Annotated in this window: 20 protein-coding genes; 9 read left to right on the plus strand and 11 right to left on the minus strand. The window is 60.8% G+C overall.

Annotated features, from left to right (window positions below; genetic code table 11):
- Positions 1 to 181 precede the first annotated feature (181 nt).
- Entirely contained in the window at positions 182 to 796 is a 615-nt protein-coding gene (gene pnuC, locus LAN70_12195) for a nicotinamide riboside transporter PnuC (GenBank protein MBZ5511915.1), read from the minus strand.
- A gap of 66 nt (positions 797 to 862) precedes the next feature.
- On the opposite strand from pnuC, the gene LAN70_12200 reads away from it, so the two are divergent.
- Positions 863 to 1,600 carry a hypothetical protein gene (locus LAN70_12200; protein MBZ5511916.1) on the plus strand — a complete coding sequence of 246 codons (738 nt, stop codon included), beginning with the start codon at positions 863 to 865 and terminating at the stop codon, positions 1,598 to 1,600.
- Positions 1,601 to 1,843: 243 nt separating this feature from the next.
- Here LAN70_12200 and LAN70_12205 read toward each other — a convergent pair whose 3' ends face one another.
- Complete coding sequence (locus LAN70_12205; GenBank protein ID MBZ5511917.1) at positions 1,844 to 3,508, minus strand: hypothetical protein; 1,665 nt, start codon at positions 3,506 to 3,508, stop codon at positions 1,844 to 1,846.
- Positions 3,509 to 3,640: 132 nt separating this feature from the next.
- Entirely contained in the window at positions 3,641 to 6,262 is a 2,622-nt protein-coding gene (locus LAN70_12210) for a protein kinase (protein ID MBZ5511918.1), read from the minus strand.
- Between the two features lie 301 nt (positions 6,263 to 6,563).
- On the opposite strand from LAN70_12210, the gene ruvA reads away from it, so the two are divergent.
- Together ruvA and LAN70_12220 are read left to right on the plus strand one after the other, a co-directional pair.
- The gene (gene ruvA / locus LAN70_12215) at positions 6,564 to 7,148 is read left to right on the plus strand and encodes a Holliday junction branch migration protein RuvA (protein ID MBZ5511919.1); all 585 of its coding nucleotides are present in this window, start codon (positions 6,564 to 6,566) and stop codon (positions 7,146 to 7,148) included.
- Between the two features lie 394 nt (positions 7,149 to 7,542).
- Positions 7,543 to 8,193 carry a hypothetical protein gene (locus LAN70_12220; protein MBZ5511920.1) on the plus strand — a complete coding sequence of 217 codons (651 nt, stop codon included), beginning with the start codon at positions 7,543 to 7,545 and terminating at the stop codon, positions 8,191 to 8,193.
- Positions 8,194 to 8,358: 165 nt separating this feature from the next.
- Here the strand turns inward: LAN70_12220 and folK are convergent, their stop codons facing one another.
- Positions 8,359 to 8,901 carry a 2-amino-4-hydroxy-6-hydroxymethyldihydropteridine diphosphokinase gene (folK, locus tag LAN70_12225; protein ID MBZ5511921.1) on the minus strand — a complete coding sequence of 181 codons (543 nt, stop codon included), beginning with the start codon at positions 8,899 to 8,901 and terminating at the stop codon, positions 8,359 to 8,361.
- A 120-nt stretch (positions 8,902 to 9,021) separates the two neighbouring features.
- Here folK and LAN70_12230 point away from each other — a divergent pair, with 120 nt between their 5' ends.
- Positions 9,022 to 9,786 carry a response regulator gene (locus tag LAN70_12230; GenBank protein MBZ5511922.1) on the plus strand — a complete coding sequence of 255 codons (765 nt, stop codon included), beginning with the start codon at positions 9,022 to 9,024 and terminating at the stop codon, positions 9,784 to 9,786.
- 128 nt (positions 9,787 to 9,914) lie between these two features.
- Here LAN70_12230 and lpxC read toward each other — a convergent pair whose 3' ends face one another.
- From lpxC to LAN70_12245, 3 genes are all read right to left on the minus strand, one after another.
- Positions 9,915 to 10,817: a UDP-3-O-acyl-N-acetylglucosamine deacetylase gene (gene lpxC, locus LAN70_12235; GenBank protein MBZ5511923.1), complete on the minus strand. Its 903-nt coding sequence runs from the start codon at positions 10,815 to 10,817 to the stop codon at positions 9,915 to 9,917.
- A 268-nt stretch (positions 10,818 to 11,085) separates the two neighbouring features.
- Positions 11,086 to 11,355 carry a chorismate mutase gene (gene pheA / locus LAN70_12240; GenBank protein MBZ5511924.1) on the minus strand — a complete coding sequence of 90 codons (270 nt, stop codon included), beginning with the start codon at positions 11,353 to 11,355 and terminating at the stop codon, positions 11,086 to 11,088.
- 281 nt (positions 11,356 to 11,636) lie between these two features.
- A complete protein-coding gene (locus LAN70_12245; GenBank protein ID MBZ5511925.1) occupies positions 11,637 to 12,092 on the minus strand; it encodes a helix-turn-helix domain-containing protein in 456 nt (151 codons plus the stop codon).
- Between the two features lie 81 nt (positions 12,093 to 12,173).
- Between LAN70_12245 and LAN70_12250 the strand changes: the two genes are divergently transcribed.
- The 4 genes from LAN70_12250 to LAN70_12265 are packed head-to-tail and all read left to right on the plus strand — an operon-like array spanning position 12,174 to position 16,268.
- A complete protein-coding gene (locus LAN70_12250; GenBank protein ID MBZ5511926.1) occupies positions 12,174 to 13,721 on the plus strand; it encodes a DUF429 domain-containing protein in 1,548 nt (515 codons plus the stop codon).
- Between the two features lie 14 nt (positions 13,722 to 13,735).
- Complete coding sequence (locus tag LAN70_12255; GenBank protein MBZ5511927.1) at positions 13,736 to 14,296, plus strand: AAA family ATPase; 561 nt, start codon at positions 13,736 to 13,738, stop codon at positions 14,294 to 14,296.
- The gene (locus LAN70_12260) at positions 14,293 to 15,384 is read left to right on the plus strand and encodes an adenylosuccinate synthetase (GenBank protein ID MBZ5511928.1); all 1,092 of its coding nucleotides are present in this window, start codon (positions 14,293 to 14,295) and stop codon (positions 15,382 to 15,384) included. Before LAN70_12255 ends, LAN70_12260 begins: the two co-directional genes overlap by 4 nt.
- Positions 15,381 to 16,268, plus strand: coding sequence for a hypothetical protein (locus LAN70_12265; protein ID MBZ5511929.1), 888 nt, complete (start codon positions 15,381 to 15,383; stop codon positions 16,266 to 16,268). The genes LAN70_12260 and LAN70_12265 overlap by 4 nt, the downstream gene beginning before the upstream one ends.
- A 6-nt stretch (positions 16,269 to 16,274) precedes the next feature.
- Here LAN70_12265 and LAN70_12270 read toward each other — a convergent pair whose 3' ends face one another.
- The 3 genes from LAN70_12270 to gyrB form a co-directional block, all read right to left on the minus strand.
- Positions 16,275 to 16,592, minus strand: coding sequence for a hypothetical protein (locus LAN70_12270; GenBank protein ID MBZ5511930.1), 318 nt, complete (start codon positions 16,590 to 16,592; stop codon positions 16,275 to 16,277).
- 164 nt (positions 16,593 to 16,756) lie between these two features.
- Positions 16,757 to 17,326, minus strand: a complete 570-nt coding sequence (locus tag LAN70_12275) for a hypothetical protein (protein ID MBZ5511931.1) — start codon at positions 17,324 to 17,326, stop codon at positions 16,757 to 16,759.
- 118 nt (positions 17,327 to 17,444) lie between these two features.
- Positions 17,445 to 20,036 carry a DNA topoisomerase (ATP-hydrolyzing) subunit B gene (gene gyrB, locus LAN70_12280; GenBank protein ID MBZ5511932.1) on the minus strand — a complete coding sequence of 864 codons (2,592 nt, stop codon included), beginning with the start codon at positions 20,034 to 20,036 and terminating at the stop codon, positions 17,445 to 17,447.
- A 43-nt stretch (positions 20,037 to 20,079) separates the two neighbouring features.
- Between gyrB and LAN70_12285 the strand changes: the two genes are divergently transcribed.
- Positions 20,080 to 20,403, plus strand: a complete 324-nt coding sequence (locus LAN70_12285; GenBank protein MBZ5511933.1) for a hypothetical protein — start codon at positions 20,080 to 20,082, stop codon at positions 20,401 to 20,403.
- 196 nt (positions 20,404 to 20,599) lie between these two features.
- On the opposite strand, the gene LAN70_12290 is transcribed toward LAN70_12285, so the two are convergent.
- Positions 20,600 to 23,803, minus strand: coding sequence for a DUF3857 domain-containing protein (locus tag LAN70_12290; protein ID MBZ5511934.1), 3,204 nt, complete (start codon positions 23,801 to 23,803; stop codon positions 20,600 to 20,602).
- Positions 23,804 to 23,868 lie beyond the last annotated feature (65 nt).

Raw genomic sequence — 23,868 nt, forward strand, 5'->3', positions numbered from 1 at the left:
TTCGAGCCAGCCGTTTCTTGGCGGGAGGGGAAATGAGTTTTACCGTCGCCGTGCTTGGCTTCTTCTTCTTAGTGGCCGTGCTGCTGGCAAAGTCCCGAAGTCTTGGCCAGCCGTCTCTCCCAAAGCGCCCACCGCGCCACCCACAACCGGAGGAGAGAACGGCAGGTTCACCGCTTGCTGCTCATCTCCGGGATTGAAGCGATATCCGCTCCAGGGTTCCCGCCTCGGCCTCAGGCGCCCCGAGCTGCTTCTGCCAGCGCACCAGTCCGACGACACAGAGAGCAAAGAACACGCCGTAGAGCACGGCGGTCAGGTACAGCCCCTTGTAGACATACAGCGCGATGTAGAGGATGTCGGCGGCCATCCACAGCCACCAGTTCTCGATGATCTTGCGCGCCAGCATGTATTGTGCGGTCAGGCTCATGGCGGTGGTGAGCGCGTCCCAGAAGGGCACCGTGCTGTCGGTGTAGCGGCGCAGCAGAAACATGAGGATTGAAGCCGCAACGACGGTGGCCAGCGCCAGCATCGGAATCGCGCTGGCGCGCACCCGCGTCACCGGCAGCTCGGAGCGGTCGCGTCCGCCGTGCAGCCAGCTCCACCAGCCGTACACGGAGATGGCGACGTACACCAGTTGCAGGCCGCAGTCGGCGTAGAGTTTGGCGCCAAAGAAGACAATGATGTAGCTGATGGCATTGACGATCGCCACCGGCCAGTTCCAAATGTTCGCGCGCGCCGCCAGCCAGACGCAGCCCACCCCGGTGACGAATCCGATCACCTCGACGGGCGACAGCGACATTGGCGGATAGTAACCCAGATTGCAAACCGGACATAAGCTAGAATTGGTAGCGGCCGGCACCTACTCATGGCAGACACCACCCAATCCGGAACCCTCACCCCGGCGGAAGCGATTCGCCGCGCCCCGGTTTCGCAGGCGCCCAACGGCGTGTGCTTCGCCTCCATGGGCGAGGTCACCATCAACTCCGCCGACCTGGAGCGCATGGTGGCCACCGTGCCCCGCTCGGTGGCCGCGTCGCTGCATCACAAGGCGTATTACTTCGTGCCGCTGGCGGTGGGCCAGGGAGAAGACACGCTGATCGCCGAGCGCTACGACGTCTCGCTCAGCGATAACGCGGTTTGCCACCGCAACCTCAACATCGGCGACTCGCAGTGCGTCTTTATCTCCACTCGCCTGATGGACGACCGCTTCTCGGTGGCCTTCGAGTTTTATATCAACGTGGCGCACGCCTTCGTCGAGCAGGCCGGGGTGGCCGAGCCGTTCTCCGACCTGGTGTGGAAGCAGGCGGAAGACCGCGTGCGCGGCGAGACCTCCCTGGATGCCTTCGAATCGCGCAAGGCGGCCACCACGCCCGGCACGCAGGCGGAAAAGGCGCGCAACGAGTACCTGACGGCGGCCTTCGCCGACGCTATCGCCATCTACATGCTGGCTATTTTTCTCGACGTGGATTACTACGACCTGCGCGAGCGTGAATATCCGCTGCTGGTGCCCAACGCGCTGGCGGAACGGCTGCGCGCCGCCGCCGCCCTGTTCCCGCCCAACCCCGGCTTCGAGTTCAACGTCTATTACAAGCGCCGGGGATAATCAGTTCTCAGCTATCAGCTTTCAGCTTGTAGATCCCAGATGGAGCGCGCTCACCCTCGAGCGCGTCAGGTCACTCCTAAAATGTAGGCTTCCGGCGCCCTCGCGTCTGTGAAATCGACAATCGACAATCGGCAATCGACAATCGGCAATGTTGTTCAGATCACTCGATCACCGGATCGCCCGATCACCTGATCACCCGATCCGCCAGGGGCGCCCTCGTCCGTTACCCGAACCAACTTTCCCTCACAAATCCTCCACCCTCAGTTTCACATCCGCATTCTTCCATGTCGCCTCGAATTGCTGCCCCACCCACTCCGCATCGTGCTCGCGCCCTTGCGCTTTGAGCGCCTGCATCAAGCCGAACAGCGAGCGCGGATTTCGCGGGTTGCGCTGCAAATCCTCGCGAAAAACTTTCTCCGCTTCCGCCGCACGTCCCGCCTGCAACAGCTCTCCGCCGAGCGACTCGCGCGTGGGATAGAACCAGTCCGGCGGCTCGGTGTAATCCATTTCGTCCTGCAACGTGACGGCCTCGCGCAAGTGCTGGATGGCCGCGTCTTTCTTGCCTTGCGCCCAGGCAATGCGGCTTTCCACGATGTGCGCGGCGAGCTTCGGCATGATGGTCGCGTTTTTCGGTCCAGGAGCCATGGTGGGGACCTTGGCAATAGCCGGCGCGAGCTTCTGCAACGCCTCCAACTCCGCATTAGCTTCGGCGATCTTGCCCCGGTCGGCGAAGGCGAGACCGCGTGCGTAATGCCAGATACCGTTGCTCATGGGCAGCGCGGAATCGGGTTGTGGCAGCGCCATGATCTCGTCCCAGCGCCGGAAGCGCACCATCACCACCACCGGCATGACGTTGAAGCCATCGAGCAGCGCCATTTCCTTGGCATGCGGCCCCACGTGCGCCTGCACGCGCTTGGCGCCGGCGACGGAATCCTGGTAGCGGCCGATCATCGCGTTTTCGTAGGCGATGAAGTGCAGGTTATGGGTGTAGTACATCATCGGGTAAATGCCCTGCGGCTGCGTTTCCGCGATGTAGGCCTCGTCGGCAGCCGCAGCGTCGACATTAATCTTGGCGGAAACCTCGTGCATGCCGGTGCGGATATAAACGTGGGCCGGCATATGCACCAGGTGACCCGACTTGGGCGCCAGCGCCCCCAGCCTCAGTGCCGAGGGCAGCGCCCGGTCCGCATCATTCGATGCCTCCACCGCGTGGATGTAGAAGTGGTTGGCGCCCAGGTGGTCGGGATCCCGCCGCAGCACCGATTCCAGTGTCGCGACAATCTCCTCCGTCCCCGCCTCAGCCGTGCCATCGTGCTTCCACAATTTCCACGGACGCAGGTTCATGCCGCTTTCGGCGAACAGCGTAGCGGCATCCAGGTCGTCGGGATATTTTTTCGCCAGCTCGCGCATGGCGGCGTTATAGGCCACGTCGAGCGCGTGGTAGTCCTCGGTCGGCTGGTTGGTGTAGCGCTTGGCCAGCGCTGCGATGTACTCGCGCTCCACCGCCGGGCCGTTGGCCGCCAGTTGGCCCGCCTTCTGGATGGCCTCGTAGGCCTGCTTTTCGCGCTCCGCGTCAATCGGCAGGTTGTAGTTGGGCCCGACCACCAGCGCGATCCCCCAGTACGCCATCGCCATCTGGGGATCGAGCTGGGCCGCGCGCTGGAAACACTTTTCCGCCTCGTTGTGGTTGAAGCCGTAGTCGAGCGCGAGCCCCTGGTCGAACATCCGCTGCGCTTCCGGGCTGGTGGTCTTCACCGAGTGATGCGTGTTGCCGAAACCGGATTCGGCGCACACCGATTTCGAGCCGGCAGCATGCTCGTGCTGGGCAGACGCGCCGGTCGAGATCAGCAGGCAGGCGCAAACCAGCGCCAGTATGTGTGATGAACGAAAAGAAGATTTGAACCTCATGGCCATCCTCCTTAACGACTGTCATCCTGAGCGAGGGCGCACGCCCGAGTCGAACGCACCCCTATGAAATCGACAATCGGCAATGTTGTTCGGCCCAGATCACCCGATCACCAGATCGCCCGATCACCCGATTTACCGAAAATTGCTCAGCATCACCGCATCCTGCTTTTCGTTGCCGCGGGTGAAGGCCACGCGGCGGCCGTCGCGGGAGAAGGCAAAGGCGTAGATGTGATCGCTGGTGAAGTGCGTTACCTGGTGCGCCGGACTACCGGCCATGGACTGGTACCAGAGATTGTCCACATCGCCATCGTGCTGGGTGTAGTAGAAACCGGCGCCGTCGCTGGCCAGCCGGAAGATGTCACTGTCCGGCGGCACGTTGAACTGGTGAACCGGCGCGCCGCCTTCGGCGGGGATGACAATGAATTTCCGGTCTTCATCCCCGGCGCCAGCGCGGAATCCCACGTACTTGCCATCGCCGGAGATGCTCGGCCACCACGGGCCGTTTTCCCCGAACAGCAAGCTGGGCTTGCCGCCGGAAGTCGAGATCCGCATCAACTGCCACACCCCGCTGTCGTGGCTCAAATAGACAGCCCAGGCGCCGTCCGGTGAGCAGACCGGCTGCCAGTCCATGCGCCCCGAGGTCAGGTCGGTTTCCCTTCCCCCGCCGGTGGACGCCAGCGTCACGTGGATGGCATTGCTGCGCGTCAGGCTCGAATACAGGAATGATTTCCCGTCGCCGCAGACGGACGGGGCCAGGCCGAACTCCTGCGTCGGGAGCCGGACGTCGCCCGTGCCGTCGGGGTTCAACAGCGTCGAGTGCCCCGAGGCATCCGCGATCACGACCTTGCCGTCCGGCGTCCAGTCGGTGACGTCACGCTCCGAAGACGCTGCCGTCACCGCCTTGAGCTTGTCGAAACCGGCGAGACTGGCGGTATCGCCAACATATATGCTGGTAGCCGCCTCCGTCTGCACCGCCACGATTGCTTTCCCGTCGGCGGTCACGCTCAGCGCATCGCCGTAATCGTTCAGGTCATTGGTCAGGCGCACCGGCTGGCTGGAGAGATCCGCCCGAAAATAGATTTGCGAGCGCCCCTGCGTTTCCGGCGATTTTTCCAGCCATACCATTCCATCCGACAGCCACTGCGCCGCGGGCACCTGGCCGCGGGCCGGAACCTGGCGCGCCTCTCCGCCCGTCACCGGCTGCAGCAGCAATACCCCCAGGCCCCTCTCGGTGAACAGGTCGGTGGTCAGCAGAAGCGTTTTGCCGTCCGCCGACCATGAGGGTGGCGTCTTATACAGATGCGCGTTCTCGGTCACCGTTTTTTCGCCATTGTCGTTTGCATCCGCCACCAGGACGCGATCGCGCCCACCCACTTCGCGCATGAATGCCACTTGCCGGCCATCGGGCGAGAACGCAACCCCGGTGGCGGTGTTGTTGATCACCAGGCGCGGCGTCCCGCCCAGCGCGGGCACCACGTATACCGCCTGCTGCGCTTTTCCCGCCGGACGGAATGCGTAGTACAGATAGTTGCCGTCGGGGGTGAACGCCAGGTCGGAAAACTCCCCTTCTTGCGGCTCGACCACCCGCGTCTCACTGCCGGTCGCCACCTGTTTCACCCACAAAGCCGCCGAGTGGGCGTCGTGGCGCATCAACGCCAGCCACTTGCCATCCGGCGAAATCGCAGCGTCGTGCACGTGCCCGTTGTCGGTGAGGCGCGCGATGCTCAAGGTCTGCGGCGTCACCGCTATTCGGGAAGCGCGTGACGAATAGAAATATGTTGCCAGGGCGATCACCGCAACCACCAGCGCCGCGATCCCGCCATAGATCCACGCCGGCTTGCGTCGGGGAGCGGCCGCGACGGATTCGGTCGTGCCGCCCGCGGCCGCCGTTCGACCCGACTCCGAGTCGCGCTTCAGGCGCTTCAGGTCGCCGCGCAATTCGGCCGCGGTCTGGTAGCGGAGGTCGCGGTCCTTTTCCAGCGACTTGTCAATGATCTCTGCCAGGCGCGCCGGAACCGCCGCGTTCACCGACGATGCCGGCGCCTGCGTTTTTTCCAGAATGGCCGCGAACATCACCGCCGTAGTTTTGCCGTCGAACGGAAGCACTCCTGTCGCCATCTCGTAGAGCACGGTGCCGAACGAAAACAGGTCGCTGCGCGGATCGAGTTCTTCGCCACGCGCCTGCTCCGGCGACATGTAGGCGACCGTGCCGATGGCGGTGCCGGGGCTGGTGAGGCGCGGGTCGGGCGCGGTACTGCCCACCGTCAGTGCGGCCGCGCGGTCCACCAACACCGTCGCCAGCCCGAAATCCAGCACTTTCACCCGCCCGCGGCGGGTCAGAAAAATATTTGCCGGCTTGATGTCGCGATGCACGATGCCGCGCTGGTGGGCGGCATCGAGCGCGTCCGCCACCTGGATGCCAATGTCCAACAGTTCCGGCACCGCCAGCGCGCCGGATTTCAACCGCGCATCCAGCGGCGTGCCTTCCAGCAACTCCATGGAGATGAAGTGCCGGCCTTCGTGCTCGCCGATTTCATAAATCGTGCAGATGGATTCGTGGTTCAGCGCCGACGCCGAGCGCGCTTCCCGCCGCAGACGCTCCAGCGCCAGCGCATCCGCCTCCATCGCTTCGGGAAGGAACTTGAGCGCCACCTGCCGGGCCAGCGTCAGGTCCTCGGCGGCATAGACCACGCCCATGCCACCGCTGCCCAGACGCGACCCAACCCGGTAATGCGAAACCAGTGTCCCTTCCATGGAATCCCGCCCCACAGGATTGAGTCATGCTACGAGCCGCGAGCGGCAATGGTCAACAGCAGGTTTTTGGGTAGGGCACGGCTTCAGCCGTGCCGCTCGAGGCCGCAAAAATAGTGGGCTTTAGCCCCTGAGGGACATTTTTCCTGAGGCGAAAATGTATTTTTGAAGCCGGTTCTAGAGACGGTGCCCCATCCCCGTTTACAGATGAGCGGTTTCCCCTCGCACCGCGAGAATGCGCGTGCATGCGCGCCGCCGCGCGGATAATATTCTCTCGCCCGGCGCCTGAAGCCTGGAGCCTCCCATGATCGCCCATCTACGCGGCAAGCTCATCGCCAAGCATCCCAACCAGGCCATCGTCGACACCGGAGGTGTCGGCTACGATGTCACCATCAGCGTCCCGACATTTTCCGAACTGCCCGCTGCCGGCCACGAGGTCGCGCTCTTTATCCACACCCACGTCCGCGAGGACGCGATTGCCCTCTTTGGCTTCCTGCGCTCCGAAGAGAAACAGCTTTTCGAAAAACTGATTTCTGTCAGCGGCATCGGTCCGAAGCTGGCGATTACCATCCTCAGCGGCATGCCCACACCCGACATGGTCAGCGCCATCCGCAGCAACGATGTCGCCCGCCTGACGCGCATTCCCGGCATCGGCAAGAAGACCGCCGAGCGCATGGTGCTGGAGCTGCGTGACAAGCTGGAAGGCTTCGGCGCCGCGCCCACCCTGCCTGCGGCCACCCCCGCCGAAGAAGATGTTTTGTCGGCGCTGCTCAACCTGGGATACCAGCGCACCGCGGCCGAGCGCGCCGTGGCCGCCGCCGCGCGTGCCGGCAACGGTGCCACCTTCGATGCCCTGTTCCGCGACTCCCTCGCCGCACTTTCGAAGTAACTCCTACCACCGAGGCACCGAGCCCACCGAGACTCACCGAGAAAACTCCTCAATTTATTCTCGGTGTACCTCGGTGCCCTCGGTGTCTCGGTGGTGAATGAGTCGTAGGTCCGCGCCGGTTTTGCACGGGCGAGTCGAGGGATCCCTACTCTCGTGCCCAACTGATGGAGTTGTTGGCAACCGCCGAATCATCTCGGTGTACCTCGGTGCCCTCGGTGTCTCGGTGGTGAATGAGTCGTAGCGTAGTAATTCACGTCGCCACTCGCCATGAAAACTTCTCAATTTATTCTCGGTGTACCTCGGTGCCCCCGGTGTCTCGGTGGTGAATCAGTCGTAGCGTAGTAATTCACATCGCCACTCGCCATCTGCGCTCATCAGCGTTAATCTGCGGCAAGTGTTTCGCCGATACCTCATCGTGATGCTGTTGGCCGCGCTCGCGCTCCCCCTGGCCGCCGAAAAAAAGCCCAAAGGCGCGCCCCTGATGCGCCTGCCGGACCAGACGGTCGAGCTGACCGCGTTCTGGCTGCCGACCCCGGTTCAGAAGTGCGCCAACTGGGCTTGGGCTGTCGCGGTTGAGGCCATGCTGAAGTCCCAGCAGGTGGCGATCAAGCAGAACACCTGGGTGCAGAAGGCAAACTACGGCGAGGTTTGCATCGACACCCTGCCGGCCTTGGAGACACTGGCCAAGGTGATTGACGGCGCCTACGTGCTCGACGACGGCCGCCACGTGCGCCTGGAATCGCGCTACATTTCCGGCGCGCCCACCATTCCCGACGACCTCATCGCCCCCCTGCGCCTCGGCCTCCCCGTGCTGCTGTTCTGGAAATCGCGCGCCCTGGTGGTCCGCGCCGTCACCTACGACGAGTACATCTACCCCAACGGCCAGCGCATGTTCCAGATCAAGGAAATCAAGCTGGTGGATCCGCTGCTCACCGGCAAGCAGCGCGAGTTCTCCTTCGTCAACGGCCGCGACGATCCTGCCGACATCGGCGGCATCTTCCACGTGGTCGTGGTCCCGGAGAAGCAGTTTCCCTGGCAACGCTGATTCACGACACGGCGGAGACGCGGAGTGAGGCAGAGACAATTTGGTAATTTCGCAATTCGGTAACTTGGTAATTTGCTCAACAACGATTACCGATGACAAGAAATTACTAAATTACCCATTTACCAAATTACAAAATCGTTAAACGCATTCTGACTTCGCAATTCTTTATTTCTCCGTGCCGGAGCCTGCCCCGAGCCCAGCCGAGGGATGGCTCCGTGGTGAATTCCCCTGCCAGCGCTTCACCTGCTGCCCCGGCGGCAGTCCATCCCGCAGCTCGCGCACGGTTCGCTTGAACACCGGGTGGCGCGCATCGGGCGCGATCTCCGCCAGCGGCTCCAGCACGAAGCGCCGTTCGTGCATGGCCGCGTGCGGGATGGTCAGTGGCGCCGTTTCCACCACCGCTGACCCGAACAGCAGGATGTCCAGGTCAATCACGCGCGGGCCCTTGGGTTGCGCGCGGCGGCGTCCCATCGCCTGCTCGATCTTTTGCAGCGCGCCCAGCAACTGCCGCGGCATCTTCTCCGTGCTGATGGCGACGGCGCAATTCAGGAACCAGGGCTGGTCCAGGAAATCCACCGGCTCGGTCTCGTAATACGAGGAAACGGCGGTCACCTCGCCCAGCTCCGCGAGCCGGGCAATGGCGTCCCGAAGATTGGCTTCCCGATCGCCCAGGTTTGACCCCAGCGAGAGATAGACGGTCTTGCGCATGCTCGCCGTAGTTTCCTGTTTTGCGCCGCAACTGGCAAGAGCGACACGATAGTAACTGGTCGGGCAATGCGATCTGCGCTCACATGGAATAGAATCGAAGCTCGGCAAGAGCCACCGGGGTTGGCCAACGAGATGGCGCTGCAGTCACTGCTGCTCAGCCGTGACGACGATGTAATTCGCGTATTGCGCCGGGTTCTCAACGACCTGGAGATCGAGGTCGAGGTTTGCACCGTCCCCGATAAGGCGATTGAGGAGCTCGCGCGCCGCAAGTGGGACGCCATCATCATTGATTGCGACGACTGCCACGGCGCCCTCGACGTGCTCCGCAGCGTCCGCCAGCTGGCTTCCAACAAGACCTCCACCGCCTTCGCCATCATCAACGGCATCACCAGCGTGCGCAACGCTTTCGAGATGGGCGCCAACCTTGCCCTGGAGAAGCCCATCACCGCCGACCGCGCCCTGCACAGCTTCCGCGCCGTTCACGGCATGATGCTGGCGGAGCGCCGCCGCTACTACCGCCACCCGGTGGACATGGCGGTCACTCTGCGCTACGAAGACAAGGAGAAGCAACGCCAGCATGAAGTGCTGGCCACCGCCATCAACCTCAGCGAGGGCGGCATGGCGGTCAAGCTGAAGTCCATGCCCAGCGACACCAAGGCGGTGGCCACGATTAAGTTCGTGCTGCCCGGAACCAGCAGCTGGATCGAAACCAACGGCACCATCGCCTGGGTGGACGGCGAATCCCAGGCCGGCATCCGTTTTGAAAACCCTCCGTTCACCGTCAAGGAACTCATGGCGAAGTGGTTCAATCAGAAAGCGGCAGGCGACAAGAAGCCGGTGAAACCCGAGCCGGCAAAACGCAGCTTCTGGCACCGTGAAAGCTGAAACAGGCGCTGGGTTCTAGGTTTTAGGTTTAAGGCTTTAGGCTTCGGGCGTTTTGCAGTTGCTTGGAAGCAGTTGGAGCGCGTTCGCCCTCGAACGCGATAGTGGGACTGGCCACTGACCACTATTTTTCAGGTTCTGAGTTCCGCCGCCGCTGCGTACGCGGGCTTGCTCGCAGTTTCTTCCGTCGTCTCTTCCCACAATGTGCGATCGCGCAGCAGCCGCGAAACCAGCGCGGTATGCATGGCGTGTCCGGCTCGGTCGGCGACCACGCGTCCGATGATGCGCCGCCCCACCAGCGCCAGGTCGCCGATCAGGTCCAGCACCTTGTGGCGGACGAACTCGTCGGGATAGCGCAGCGGGCCGTTCACCACGCTGTCGCGCGTCAGCACGATCACGTTTTGCTCGGAGGCGCCGCGGATCAGGCCCTGGTTGCGCATCGCCTTTTCCTGCTCGACAAAACCGAAGGTACGCGCGGGCGCGATCTCGCGGCGGTACTGCCCGTCGGAAAGCTCCACTTCGAAGCTTTCGCGCCCGATCAGCGGGTGCGGAAAATTGATGGTGTAGGCCACCGAATAGCCGGGCGCGGGATAGATGGCGATGAACTTGTCGCCTTCGCGCAATTCCAGCTCGCGCCGGATGCGCATGTACATCCGCTGCCGCCGCTGCTTCTTCAGCCCCGCGTTCAGCACCATGTCCATGAACGGGCGGGCGCTGCCGTCCAGGATGGGCAGCTCCAGGTTGTCCAGCTCCACGATCGCGTTGTCCACGCCCAGTCCGATGAACGCCGAGAGCAGGTGCTCGGTGGTGGAGATGAGCACCCCTTTCTTCATCAGGCTGGTGGCATAACTGACGCGCGCCACGTTGCGGCTGATGGCTTCTACCAGGAAGCCGTCCAGGTCCACCCGGCGGAAGACGATGCCCGTGCCGGCCGGCGCGGGCAACAGGCGCATATGCACCGGCGCGCCCGAGTGCAGGCCTACGCCCTCACAGGCCACCGGGCCGCGGATTGTTTGTTCGAAGGCCAAAAAGATCGCTTGCTGAGACTCGTCTTAAACGAAGACCCACGCCCGCACAACAAGTTCTATGCGAACTAACTATTTTCTGATGAGTAGATTACAGCGGACGATTCAAGAGTGGACTGTGGCAAATCAGACACAGTTAGAGTCGTTCTGACCGCAGGTGCCGACAGGGTAACGAGTTGGAGTGTCAGCCGCCGCCGGGGTCACTGTAAGTTTCAGGTCGAGCGCTTCAGGCCGGCATCTGACGACCTGAAACTGAAACTCGAAACTGAACCTGCTTCTACTCCGCCCCGGCCTGCACCCGCCGCGCTTCCTCGATGATGCTCTGGAAGATGCGGGTGATGGCGTCCTGGTCGAGCGGGCCGCTGTTGCCCTGGCGGACGCGCGCCAGCACCTGCCGCTCGCGCTCCGGATCCACAATCTCCATGCCGGTTTCGCGCTTCACCTTGGCCAGTTCGCAGGCCAGTTTGGCGCGGATGTTGAGCAGGTTGAGCAGTTGGCCGTCGAGGACGTCAATGGCGGCGCGCCAGTCGGATACGAGGGTGGACATTGCAATCTCCTGAAAAACGATTCTCTTGAAACCGCTTCTGCTGAAATTTCTGCTGACAAAATAAAAAGCCGCGAACCCTGGAGAGTTCGCGGCTTCGGTCTGGAATCTTTGCGCTAGCTGCTACGGAATGTACGCACAAGCTCCGCCTCGGCCGCCACTCCCAAAGAAGTAGCGGTAAGTAAAGGCGTAGCTAAATCGCGTGCGAGACATATTATGCGCAGCAGCATCATGCCTCGTCACAAGTCTGTGTGTCAACCGGGGATTTGATGGCGTTGCTGATTTCAACCGGCGAACCGTATGCGTAATCTGACGTCGACGGAGCTCGGTTTATGCGGGGTAACTTGCAGGACCTCAATATCCTGCTCTCGCAGACCTTCGATAAATGGGAGCACATACTGCTGAGCCGTGGATCGCGTGTCCGTGGCCGGCGGCCTTGATTCACGCTGAGCTCGGAAGAACTCTGTATCTAGCTTCAGTACACCATACGCAAACTCCAGGCCCCATTTCTGGTTAAGACGCTCCAACACGTCCATGCCGGGCACATCAATTTTTCTTATGTAGTTGTACAGCGCCGCCCGACTTACTCCCAACTCCTGTGCAGCCTGGAACTTGATTGCCTTTCCGCTAAACCGCTTACCTATCTGTTCGGTCAATTGCTTGGACACGTCCGACATCAGCCGTATGTCCTTGTCGGTATGCGGTTTGGGCTTACGACCCCGGCGCTTCATCGCAAACATTCTATTCGAATTTTCGAAAAATTCTATTTGAATAATCTATCTATTTGAATAGAATATATTAAGATTGATTGAGGTACGCCTATGCTGCAGCAAACGTTCATTCACATCCCCGGCATAGGCAAGCTGACCGAACAGGATCTGTGGGAACACGGCATCCAGTCATGGGACGATGCCGACCGCTTCGAAAAGCGCTTCGGAGCCGTGGGCGCCCGCCTGCAGCACGTCCTCGACGAATACATTCCCCGATCGCGCGAGGCAATTAGAACTCGCGACGCCGCTTTCTTCGAGCGCCTCTGCACGCTGGGCGAGGCATGGCGCGTATTCCCGGAATTCGCTGACGAATGCGTCTACCTCGACATCGAGACGACGGGCTTGTCCACGGTCTTCGACAGCGTCACCATGGTCGGCCTATATGACGGCCGGAAATACAAAGTTTTCATCGAAGGCGAAAATCTGCAGGACTTTGCGGCAGAGTTAGAGCGTTACTCCGTTGTGGTCACGTTCAACGGTTCCGGATTCGACCTTCGTTTTCTCAAGCTCGCCTTTCCTGGCCTCCGCATTCCGCCAATTCACATCGACCTTCGCTGGTTAACCCGGAAGCTCGGGCTGCGCGGTGGCCTTAAGGAGATTGAGACGAAGCTCGGCATCACGCGCCCAGACGAGGTGAAGGATTTGGGCGGCTACGAAGCAACGGTTCTCTGGTCGAAGTACCTTCGGGGCGAACGTTCGGCCCTCCAGCAACTCGTCCAATACAACACCGAAGACGTGGTTCACCTGAAGGCGATTATGGAGATTGCCTACGACCGCCTAAGCAAGCGGACGGCTACGTTTCTGCGCAGCTCCATAGCGCCGATTTTTTCCGGCGTTACGGAAATGCCGCGTGCGTCGCGCTCGGTGGTGAGGCGTGCAAGGTGCACATCGAAGTCGAGCGGCGTTGTGGCCTCGCTCCTCGCCAAATGCGGCCCTCAGCGCGTAGTGGGTATTGACCTCACAGGCAGCGAACGCAGAGCGACAGGCTGGGCACTAATGGATGGCGCAGAAGCCTCTACAATGGCTCTGCGGACCGATGAAGAGCTCATCAGGGAAACAGTGGCAGCACGCCCGGATATCGTGTCAATCGATTCGCCATTGTCTCTACCCGAACAGGTAAAGAGCTTGGAAAACATTTCGGGCCTGATCTACCGGAAATGCGAGCTCGCTCTTAAGCGCATGGGCATCTCTGTCTTTTGGTGCCTCCTGCCTACGATGCAGGGGCTCACAATGCGAGGCATGAGGCTGGCGCAGACATTGCGAGGACTGGGCCTAACCGTCATTGAGAGCTATCCGGGTGCCGCACAGGACCTCTTGGGCATTCCGCGCAAGGGAGCCAGTCTGGAAGAGCTCAAATGGGGACTTCACCGCGCTGGCATCAATGGGAGCTTCCTGACTGAGCGCGTCACCCACGACGAGGTCGACGCGATTACCTCCGCATTGGTCGGCCTGTTTTACCTGGCTGATGAGTACATAGCCCTCGGCACACCTTCGGAGGACTACCTGATCGTGCCGCGGTCGCCGAAGATCAATTACGCGAAGCTCGCGGAAATTCTCTCCGCCACCGGCCTCGATTCGGTGGACAGGAGCCATGCTTAATCTACAATGCCCCGATGGCAGAACCGCAACACCGCCGTGTCGTTCTCGGCATAACAGGCAGGATCGGGGCCGGAAAGACCTCGGTGGGAAAGTATTTGGCCAGTGAGCGCGGGTTTCAGTACCTGCGATACAGCCAAGTGTTGTCCGAGTGGCGGGGCGCAGAGGCGAACAGCAAGGCGGAGTTGCAAGCTGTGGGTTGGGCGGTTATGGCGGGAAGCTTACAACCGGGCCTCAATCGTGAGCTGATCGCCAGAATACAACCGGGAAAAGACTGCGCTGTGGACGGCCTCCGTCACCCGGTCGATTATGAAAGCCTGAGGAACACTTTTGCTTCCTCTTTCTTCCTGATTTTTGTAGACTGCCCCGCCCAAGTCCGATGGGAGCGTTTGCACGCCAGTGGTCGCTACAAGACACGCCAGGACTTCGATGCGGCCGACGCGCATCCGGTTGAGCAGCACATTGACGAGCTTCGGCCAAAGGCGTTCGCCATTATTCCTAACACCGGAAGCCTGGGTGATCTTTTCGTTGCAGTTAACGGCGTGTTAGAGCGCATCCGGTCAGGAGACCAGCCGTGAGCCTCTGGGTTGTTGTCGGCGGACAGTACGGGTCGGAGGGGAAAGGCAAGATTTCTGCCTTTATCACCCTGCGCGAAGACATCGACATCTGCATCCGCTGCGGCGGACCGAATTCTGGGCATTCGTTCGTCGCGGAGGACGGGCGCACCATGCTTGTTCGCCAGCTCCCGACAGGTTTCGTCAATCCTCGAACAATGCTGATGATTCCCGCCGGGGCGCTGATCGACCTTGATGTGCTGCGGCACGAGATCGAGTCTCTGGGCTTGGACGAGCGGCGCGTCCGAATTGATCGCAATGCAATGGTCATCGAGCCGTCTGATCGGGAACGTGAGGCCCAGTTAGGCTTGCGCGAGCGGCTGAGTTCGACCCTGTGCGGAGTCGGGTCGGCTGTGGCGCGACGCGCTCTCCGAGGGAGCGATGTCCGTCTTGCTTCGCATGCTGCCAAGGCCAGTCCGTGGTTGACCGCCTTCTTGGACGACGTTTCCCTCAAAGCAAACCAAGCTGTCGATGAGGGCCGCAAAGTTCTCGTAGAGGGGACGCAAGGGTTTGGCCTGTCTCTGTACCACACCGCGGAGTACCCCAAGGCCACTTCGAGGGATACAACCGCTGCAGGATGTCTTAGCGAAGTTGGCTTAAGCCCGCGTTTGGCTACTCAAATCGTGCTCGTACTGCGGACATTTCCAATCCGTGTGGCTGGCGAACAAGCAGGATCACTGAAAGAGGAGATCGACTGGGAAACTCTGCAGGCTGAGAGTGGATACCCGCACCCCATCCACGAGATAACGAGTGTGACTCGCAAGACCCGCCGTGTTGCTAGGTTCGATTGGGACTTAGCGAAACGAGCTGTGTCTGTGAACCGTCCGACTCACATAGCAGTCAACGGACTGGACTACTTCGATTATGAGGATCTTGGTAAACGCGATGTCGCCAACCTCTCGGAGCAGTCGTTGCGTTTTGTTTCGCGGCTCAGCGAATTCAAGGCATCGGACTATTTTCTGGGGGTGGGGCCGACTCTCACGAACGTGATTGAGGCGACGTCTGCTCTGTTGCCATTCCGGCAGGTTACAGCCTGTCCCGCACTGGTATGACTCTAGACGAAAAGCGCGAGGCCGAACGACAGCGGCTGGAAAGATTGAGGGAACGGCGGCCCACCACCGACGATTTTCCGGGCACCGGTGTCGTTCTGAGCGATGGTATCGAAAGCTACTGCAAGCAATTCGATCTCATCAGTCCCTTTAACAAGACTAACCTCAAGCCCGCATACTACAAGCTAAGTGTTGGCGACCAATACGCCATAGGTGGAGACCGCAAGAAGCTGCCAGACAAAGACGGCAATGAAGAATTGGATATTCCGCCCTTTGAAGTTGCAATCATCAAAACACTCGAAACAATTAACATGCCCCGGTTCCTGATCGGTAGATGGAACATCCAAGTTCCCCGTGCGTACGAAGGCTTACTGTGGGTCGGAGGCCCTCAGGTCGACCCCGGATACGTCGGCCACCTGTTTTGCCCAATTTATAACCTTTCCGATCAGTTGGTGAGACTGCGGTACCGGGACACCATTGCGGTGATTGACTTCGTCAAAACAACTGAATTTCACGAGGGGAACTCACTCGCATACAAGGCGAAGACTGAGTTGATCCTCTTCGAGGACTACCCAGCGCTGCAGAGTGCCCTGGTGACTCAGGTCGATGCTCAAATCAAGGCGTTCCAGACAGATGTTGGAAAATTTCAAGCTGCGATTACCGAACTGCAAACTAACACATCTGCGAGTATTCGCCGGGTTGAGGACAGAGCGGCACAAACCTCGACCATCATCTACACGGCGGTCGCGATTATGTTTGCTGCGGTTGCGATAATTGCAACCAGTCAGTTTCAGAAGGCCGTAACAGTTTGGACATTCGGCGCGTTTCTCGTATCAGTGCTCGCCGTAATTGTGGCCTTTATAGCGTTCTTCTTCCGCGGCAGATAATCGGCTTCAGATATCCAGGTTCTTCACATCCAGCGCATTCTCTTCGATGAACTTCCGCCGCGCCTCCACGTCTTCGCCCATCAGCGTGGTAAAGATCGCCTCGCACGCCTCGATATCTTCCGCCTTCACCGCCAGCAGCGTGCGCCGCTCCGGGTCCATGGTGGTCTGCCACAACTGCTCCGCGCTCATTTCGCCCAGGCCTTTGTAGCGCTGTACCGTGAAATCCTTCTTGCCCTCGTTGAGCACGTAATCGAACAGCTCGCGGACGGTCTGCTTCTCCACCGGCTCCAGCTCCGGACCCTTGCGGCGGGCCAGGGGCGCCACGTGCGGGGTCCTGCCGAAATCACTTGGCTGGAGCCTCCGGTTTAGCGGGCTGGGAAGGCTTCGAGTCCTTCAGCTTGGCCAAGGATTCGTCCACGCGCTTCTTGAACCGGAATTGCCCATATCGATCAACCGGGGATTCTGTCCACAGCCGAGTCTACGCGCTGCTAATTTCCGCTGCCACTCTTCCGCGCTTCGTCGTCCTGGTACTCAATCTTGCGGCCGCTGCGCGCTTCCATGGCAGCGAGCGTTACGCGAACAATGTCCTTACCGAGCTCCAGCACCGCCGCCTGCTGCTGGCCGTTTTCGTCTTTGTAACCGATCGTCAGGAAATGCTTGCGCTTCTTCGTGATAACCCATCGGCTGACAACCCCGCCACGTCTGCCAACCTTCTGCCCATACTCGAGGCTCTCGATTCGATCGTAAGGAATCTGGAGCTTGCCCGTGCCGTAGTCAAACAGGAAAACCTTCTCGTCGCTGGTGGATGAAACTCCTTCTGTTTGCTCCTTGATTGAGCTGACAGTGCCCCCGACGTACATCGTCTTTTGGCTGTCCACGCCTGCCCACAGAACCTCAAAGCAAAAACACACGATTAGGACAATTGAGACCACATTTCCTCTAAGCAGGAACTGCTTGAATCCACTCATTTTTCCACTCCAGTTCAATAAGCTTGATTTGTCCTTTAAGGCTCCACATCCAAGAAAGATAGTCGCTCTAAAGATTTCGTCTGTGCGCAAACTCACCCCAGCCGGTGACCAGCCTCCGAACCCCTTAAACCTCAGCACTTTTTCCCTGCAAAAAAATTCAGGGCGGGAACGCTCCCGCCCCTGACGACTGAAGACTGACGACCGAAGACTAAATATCCAAATTCTTCACATCCAGCGCATTCTCTTCGATGAACTTCCGCCGCGCCTCCACGTCTTCGCCCATCAGCGTGGTGAAGATCGCCTCGCACGCCTCGATATCTTCCGCTTTCACCGCCAGCAGCGTGCGCCGTTCCGGGTCCATGGTGGTCTGCCACAACTGCTCGGCGCTCATTTCGCCCAGGCCTTTGTAGCGCTGCACCGTGAAATCTTTCTTGCCCTCGTTGAGCACGTAATCGAACAACTCCCGGACGGTCTGCTTCTCCACCGGCTCCAGCTCCGGACCCTTGCGGCGGGCCGCGGCCTTGGGCGCCTTCTTCTCCGCTTTTTCCAGCTCGGCTTTTTCGGTGTCGCTGAGGTCTTCTTCCTTGTTGCCGTTCGCGGCCGTTTCGCGCGTCTTGAACTCGATCACGAACGGCGGCTCCATGTAGCCTTCGATCTGCTTGTACTTGGCCATCATCTGGCGGTACTCGGGCGTAGCCGCCAGCTCCCACCCGATCACATGTTCGGCGCCCTGCGCGTTGACGAAGTGCCCTTCCCACAGGTTGTGCTCGTCGTCGAACTTCGACTCCACGCTCTTGAACTCTTCTTCTTTCGCGATCTTCTTCAGCTCGCGTTCCAGGTCCTTGATCTTCTTCGGCGGCGCGTCCTTGGCGCCTTCAAAGTCGGCGCGCTTGGCCAGATCGAGCCGCGCCACTACTTCCGCCACTTTCTCGCTGCGCAGCCGCCGGCTGACTTTGTCGAGGAAGCCGATGTATTCGTTCAGCGTGGTGATGAACCGCGTCAGCGGCGCCCCTTCCAGCCGCGCCGCGCCTTCCCCGTAACGCACCACGATCCCTTCCGAGGCGCGCTTCACCATCACCCGCACGAACTCGCGGTCGTCCTTGATGTACTGCGTCGCCTTCCCTTTCTTGATCCCGTACAGCGGCGGCTGCGCGATGAACACGTTGCCGCGCTTGATCAGCTCGTTCATGTGGCGGAAGAAGAACGTGAGCAGCAGGGTGCGGATGTGCGAGCCGTCCACGTCGGCGTCGGTCATCAGGATGATCTTGCCGTAGCGCAGCTTCGCGGGATCGAAGTCGTCCTTGCCGATGCTGGTGCCCAGCGCCGTGATCATGGCGCGGATTTCCTCGTGCCCCAGCATCTTGTCGTAGCGCGCTTTTTCCACGTTGAGGATCTTGCCCTTCAGCGGCAGGATCGCCTGGAAACGCCGGTCTCGTCCCTGCTTGGCCGTGCCGCCGGCGCTTTCGCCCTCCACCAGGAACAGTTCGCAGCGTTCCGGCATGCGCTCGGAGCAGTCGGCCAGCTTGCCCGGCAGCCCGCCGCCGTCCAGCGCTCCCTTGCGGCGGGTCAGATCGCGCGCCTTGCGGGCAGCCTCGCGCGCGCGCGCCGCCTCGATCGCCTTGTTGATGATCTTGCGTGCCACCGGCGGGTTCTGCTCGAAGAACGCGCCCAGGCGTTCGTTGACGAATGCCTGCACGGTGCCGGCGATATCGGAATTCAGTTTGCCCTTGGTCTGCCCTTCAAACTGCGGCTGCGACAGCTTGACGCTGATCACCGCCACCAGCCCTTCGCGCACGTCGTCGCCCGTCAGGTTTTCCTTGACGTCCTTGAACAGCCCCAGTTGCTGCCCGGCGTAGTTGATGGTGCGCGTCAGCGACGTGCGGAAGCCCGAGAGGTGCGAGCCGCCGTCCACGGTGTTGATGTTGTTGGCGAAGCTGAACACGTTTTCCGAGTAGCCGTCGTTGTACTGCAGCGCGATCTCCATGGCGACGGCGTCGCGCTCCGCTTCCATGTAGATGGGCCGCTCGTGCAGCACCGCTTTGCCTTTGTTCAGGTGCTTGACGAATTCCGCGATGCCGCCGGTGTACTTGAATTCCAGCCGCTTGTTTTCGCCGCTCTTGGCATCCGTGGTGCGCTCGTCGGTGAGCGTGATCACCAGGCCCTTGTTCAGGAACGCCAGCTCGCGCAGCCGCTGCGCCAGCGTGTCGAAGTTGTACTCGGTAACGGTGAAGATTCCCTTGTCCGGCGTGAAACGGACCTTGGTGCCGCGCTTCTTTCCCGCGCTGCCGGTTTTCTTCAGCTTGGTTGTCGGCTCGCCGCGGGAATAGCTCTGCTCGAAGGTACCTTCATCCGGGCGCCAGATTTCCAGATCGAGCTCTTCGCTGAGCGCATTCACGCAGCTCACGCCCACGCCGTGCAATCCCCCGGAAACCTTGTACGTCGAGGAATCGAACTTGCCCCCCGCGTGCAGCGTCGTCATGACCACTTGCGCCGCAGAAATTTTTTCGCCGTCAATATCCATGTCGCCGACAGGAATGCCGCGGCCGTTATCAACCACGGTGACGGAATTATCGATGTGGATGGTGACGTCAACTTTGTCGGCGTAGCCGGCCAGCGCTTCGTCCACCGAGTTGTCCACCACTTCGTACACCAGGTGATGCAGGCCCAGCTCGCCCGTTGATCCGATGTACATGGCTGGGCGCTTGCGCACCGCTTCCATGCCGCCCAACACCTTGATGGAGTCGGCGGTGTAGTCGCTGGACGAAGAGACACTCGGCAATGATTCTGTGTTGGCGCTCATCGTCGCTGTTACCCGCTTCGCCTGACCGTTGGTGGCCTTACCGTTGCTGGTGACGCTAGCGTTCACTTTTCCGTTTTTCGTTTCTGCTTTCGCCTCGGCTGCCGCCGCCACGCTCACGTTCTCTTTGCTCGCCATTGATCTCCCGGAATTGCGCCGTGCGATGCATCAAGCACTGCGATGCATCAAGCACTGCGATGTATCAAGCATTGCGATGTATCAGGGCACGACTTCAGTCGTGCCGCTCTGCGCCGTGTTCGTTTGTCATTCCGAGCGGGCTTCAGCCCGCGAGGAATCTGCTTTTCTGGGCGCACTTCGAGTGCTGCGCGCGCTGCACGCCCGGCCGCCAAAAATCACGTCAAACTATTGAATTTAATCGCACTTAGTCGCCGCCCGACCACTAGCAATTTTACCACAAACCGGGGCGAATTCGGGGGTGATGGGAGGGCCCTAAGCCACTGAGGAAGCGTCACTTACAACGTCGATCTTTGGGTGGTGCGGGACGCAAGCCGGATTCCCGAAGCAGCCGGAACGCGATTATATCGTTCTACGACATGATGGAGTGCTCAATTCACGGACCGCACTGTGTCCGGCGTCATCAAGGCTATGTCACAACCTGTGCCCGCGGTCGCGCAGACAACGATTCCGCGGCGCACCAGCTTCACCGGCGCGTTGAGCGGTGCGTGCGGATTCATCTTGCCGGCCAAGGCATTGCGGAGTGCGTCTTCCGCTGCACGGAAGGCTTCGTTGCCGGAGATGAACTTCACTTCTTCAATCTTGCCGCCAGTGGAGACCAGCACAAAGAATTCCGCGCTCCCACCGCTCTTCTCGATTCTCGGCAGATGGACGGTGCGCGCGCGGCTGAGCGCCTCGGGAGCCTCCTTCATGGCCAGCGCGGCCTCCGCCTCGCTCCCGGCGGCGCGGCGGAGACGGGCCTGAATGTCGCTTTTTCCCGCGGGATCCCCAAACCCGGTCGGGACAGTAGATTTCAATGCCTGGGCGTACATCTTCGCGGCTGCGGCATGTTTTCCCTGCTTTTCGTAGAGTTGGCCAAGGTGGTCTCCGACAGTGGGCGCTTGCAGCAGGTCCCATGCGGCGCGCAGGTACTCTTCGGCTTTGGTGAGGTCGCCCCGGCGGAAGTAAACCCAGCCCAGAGTATCCCAATAGCTGCCGAGCGAGGATGTGCGTTGAGCACCCTGCAGGGTCAGGTGTTCGAGTCTGGTGAGATCTGTCACCTCACTTTGCTCCTGCACCGCCTTGACCGCCAGTTGCTCCGCCAAATCAAGGTCGAGGTTGCGCTCAACCAATTCGTAGGCCAGATTGTTCCTCATCAGAGGCGACGGTTGCAGATCCAGCGCCTGCTTCAACGCAGCGACGCCTTTCTCCACCTCGCCCGAGCGCATGTACGCGGTCCCAAGATTTTGCAGCAGATCGGCACTTTGCGGGTGTTCCTTTAATACCGGTTCCAGGACGCGTATGGCCTCCGCGTATTGTTTGTCTGCCATCAACGCACCACTGAGGCGGTCGGCGGCATCGGCATCATCCGGGGCAATTTTCAGCAGCTTGCGCCAGACTTCGATGGCGTCTTTGCGTCTGCCCATCCATATGAGCGTCTGCGCGATCTGCCGATAAACGGCCGCGTCACTCGGGTTAACTTCCGCTTCCTTTTGAAATGCTTGCAGGGCTTCGTCGGTGTGGTGCATGGCGGATTGGGCGACGCCAATAGCGGCCCACGCCCGCGGAAACTTCGGATCGATGCTGAGTATCCTGCGGGCCAATTCTTCCACGCCCTGGAAGTCTTGGCGCTGAAAAGCCATGATCAGTTGCTGGAACAGCCGCACCGCTTCCGGATCACGGTCGGCCAGGAAAGCTGTCGGGGCGTTCTCTCTCGCGGCGGGCTTCTCATTCTTCGCCGTCAGGACAATGTACTGCCCGGTATCATCCTCCACCGCCTTGACGAACTTTTTCCACTCGTCGCGTTTGGCGGGCGGCACCTCGTTTTTCTTGATCTGGAGCACGCGATCGACCAGCAGCACGCCATCCTTTAACTGGGAATGCGCGTGGTACTCGGCCCAGTCGTTGCTCAGGTCGACGTCGGCGCGTACGTCGGGCGTGTAGCTGGGCGGCATCTCCATCTTCGAGGTGTAGTGGAATTCGCTGGGCGGCCCCAGTTGCAGCGGGTCCACGGATTTTTCATCTTCCTGGCGCACGCTGGGTAGGCCCATTCCCGGCAAGGCGGCCAGGATGCGATGGTTCGCCCAGTCGGCATAATCCGTGCGGTTGTAGGTGTAGGTCATGGTAAAGGGCTCGTCGGTGGCAACCGGCGAGCTGACCTTCACGTTGTCCACCGTCCCCAGGAACCCGCTGGCGTAGGAAATGCCCTGCAGCAACTCCTTCCATTGCGGCTGGGGCGTGCGCCGGAAAGCCAGGCGGAAGATGACTTCCGCATCCCCGCGCGACACGCGGCGGATGGCGCCGTTGAGCACGCCGTCGTCGCCTAGCTTGCCCTCAAAGCTGAATTCGTCGCGGTCGCGCACCGGGGTGTCCGCCGGAGTCCTCACCAGTTCCGGCTTGTCGCCGACCAGCAAAGCACGCTTGTCGCGCAGACCGTACAGCAGCAGGCCGAACGGTGCTACTTCCGGCGTGGTGTCCAGCCAGACCACTTCCTTGCCCACGATCACCCGGCTAACCACGTGGTCGAACTGCACCGGCGAGGGTACGTCCTCGTCAATCTTGCGTGACGAATTCACCAGCACCGGCTGGGCGGTGATGCCGACCGCCCGCAGCAGCGACGCCAGCAGCGTGTGCTTGTCTTTGCAGTCGCCATACTGGTTAGAGAGGACATCGCCCGCGGCATGCGGCTGGTATCGACCGGCGCCGAAATTGATCCCAATGTACCGAAACTCGGTGGAGACGTACTGGTAAATGGCTCGGACCTTGTCCATCTCCGTGACCGCTGTACGCGTCAGCTCGGCCGCCTTAGCGCGTACTTCGGCGGTCGGCACGACTCGATCACTTTGCAAACCGCCGTACCACTTGCCGAGTTCTTCCCAGGAGCGGAAACTCGTCAACTGTACCGACGGCGGCGGTGCGTCCTTCTTGCTCTCCTTGCGCTTTTCCTCGTCCGTCTTACGCCGCAGCTTGTTCGTCTTCCAGGTGTAGAACCGGCGTGCGCCTTCCTCGCGAATGCTCGGTTGCGCATCCGCGCTCTTGATCTTCACTTCGCGTGTGCGCGGGACGCTGACTTCCAACTGTTCGTCCAGCACAATACCCTCGGTTGTGAAGTTGTAGCTCAGCCAGAACTGCCCCGGCACCTGCGGCGTGTGCGTGCGCGACAGCATGCGGTACTCGAGAACGTCCCCCGGGCTGAGGCCTTTGACGGCAACGTGCTTCTGTCGCAGGTCGCTGTACATGGGCGCTATGCGCGAGACGTCCGACTCCATATCCTGGAAATTCTCCGGCGGCGTGATCACCACCGTGCCGTCCGGCTTGCGCACGCGCACGTAGGCGATCTCAACTGTGTCGTTCGCTTTCAGGTAAGCGAAGGACAGCAGTCCCCATTGCTGAACGCCGGCGCCGGTTTGGATCCGCAAGCGTACGGTCGACTCCTGCGTTCCCGTCCCATCGTCTTCAAAGGCGAAGCGAGACACGATGCTCTCGGCGATGGACGGCTCCTGGGAATAGTCGGGGCCCGCGCTGGCCGTTGTAGACGGCTTGGTCTGGCCCAAGACCCAGACGGACAGCAGAAAAAATGCGCCTGCGGTAGACATGGCGCGCCCAGCGAGTCGGAACACACGGGCGCTTGCTGCGGATGAGGTCAGCATAAGGGGTCATG

It is taken from the genome of Terriglobia bacterium (assembly GCA_020072845.1).
Lineage (GTDB): Bacteria > Acidobacteriota > Terriglobia > Terriglobales > Acidobacteriaceae > JAIQGF01.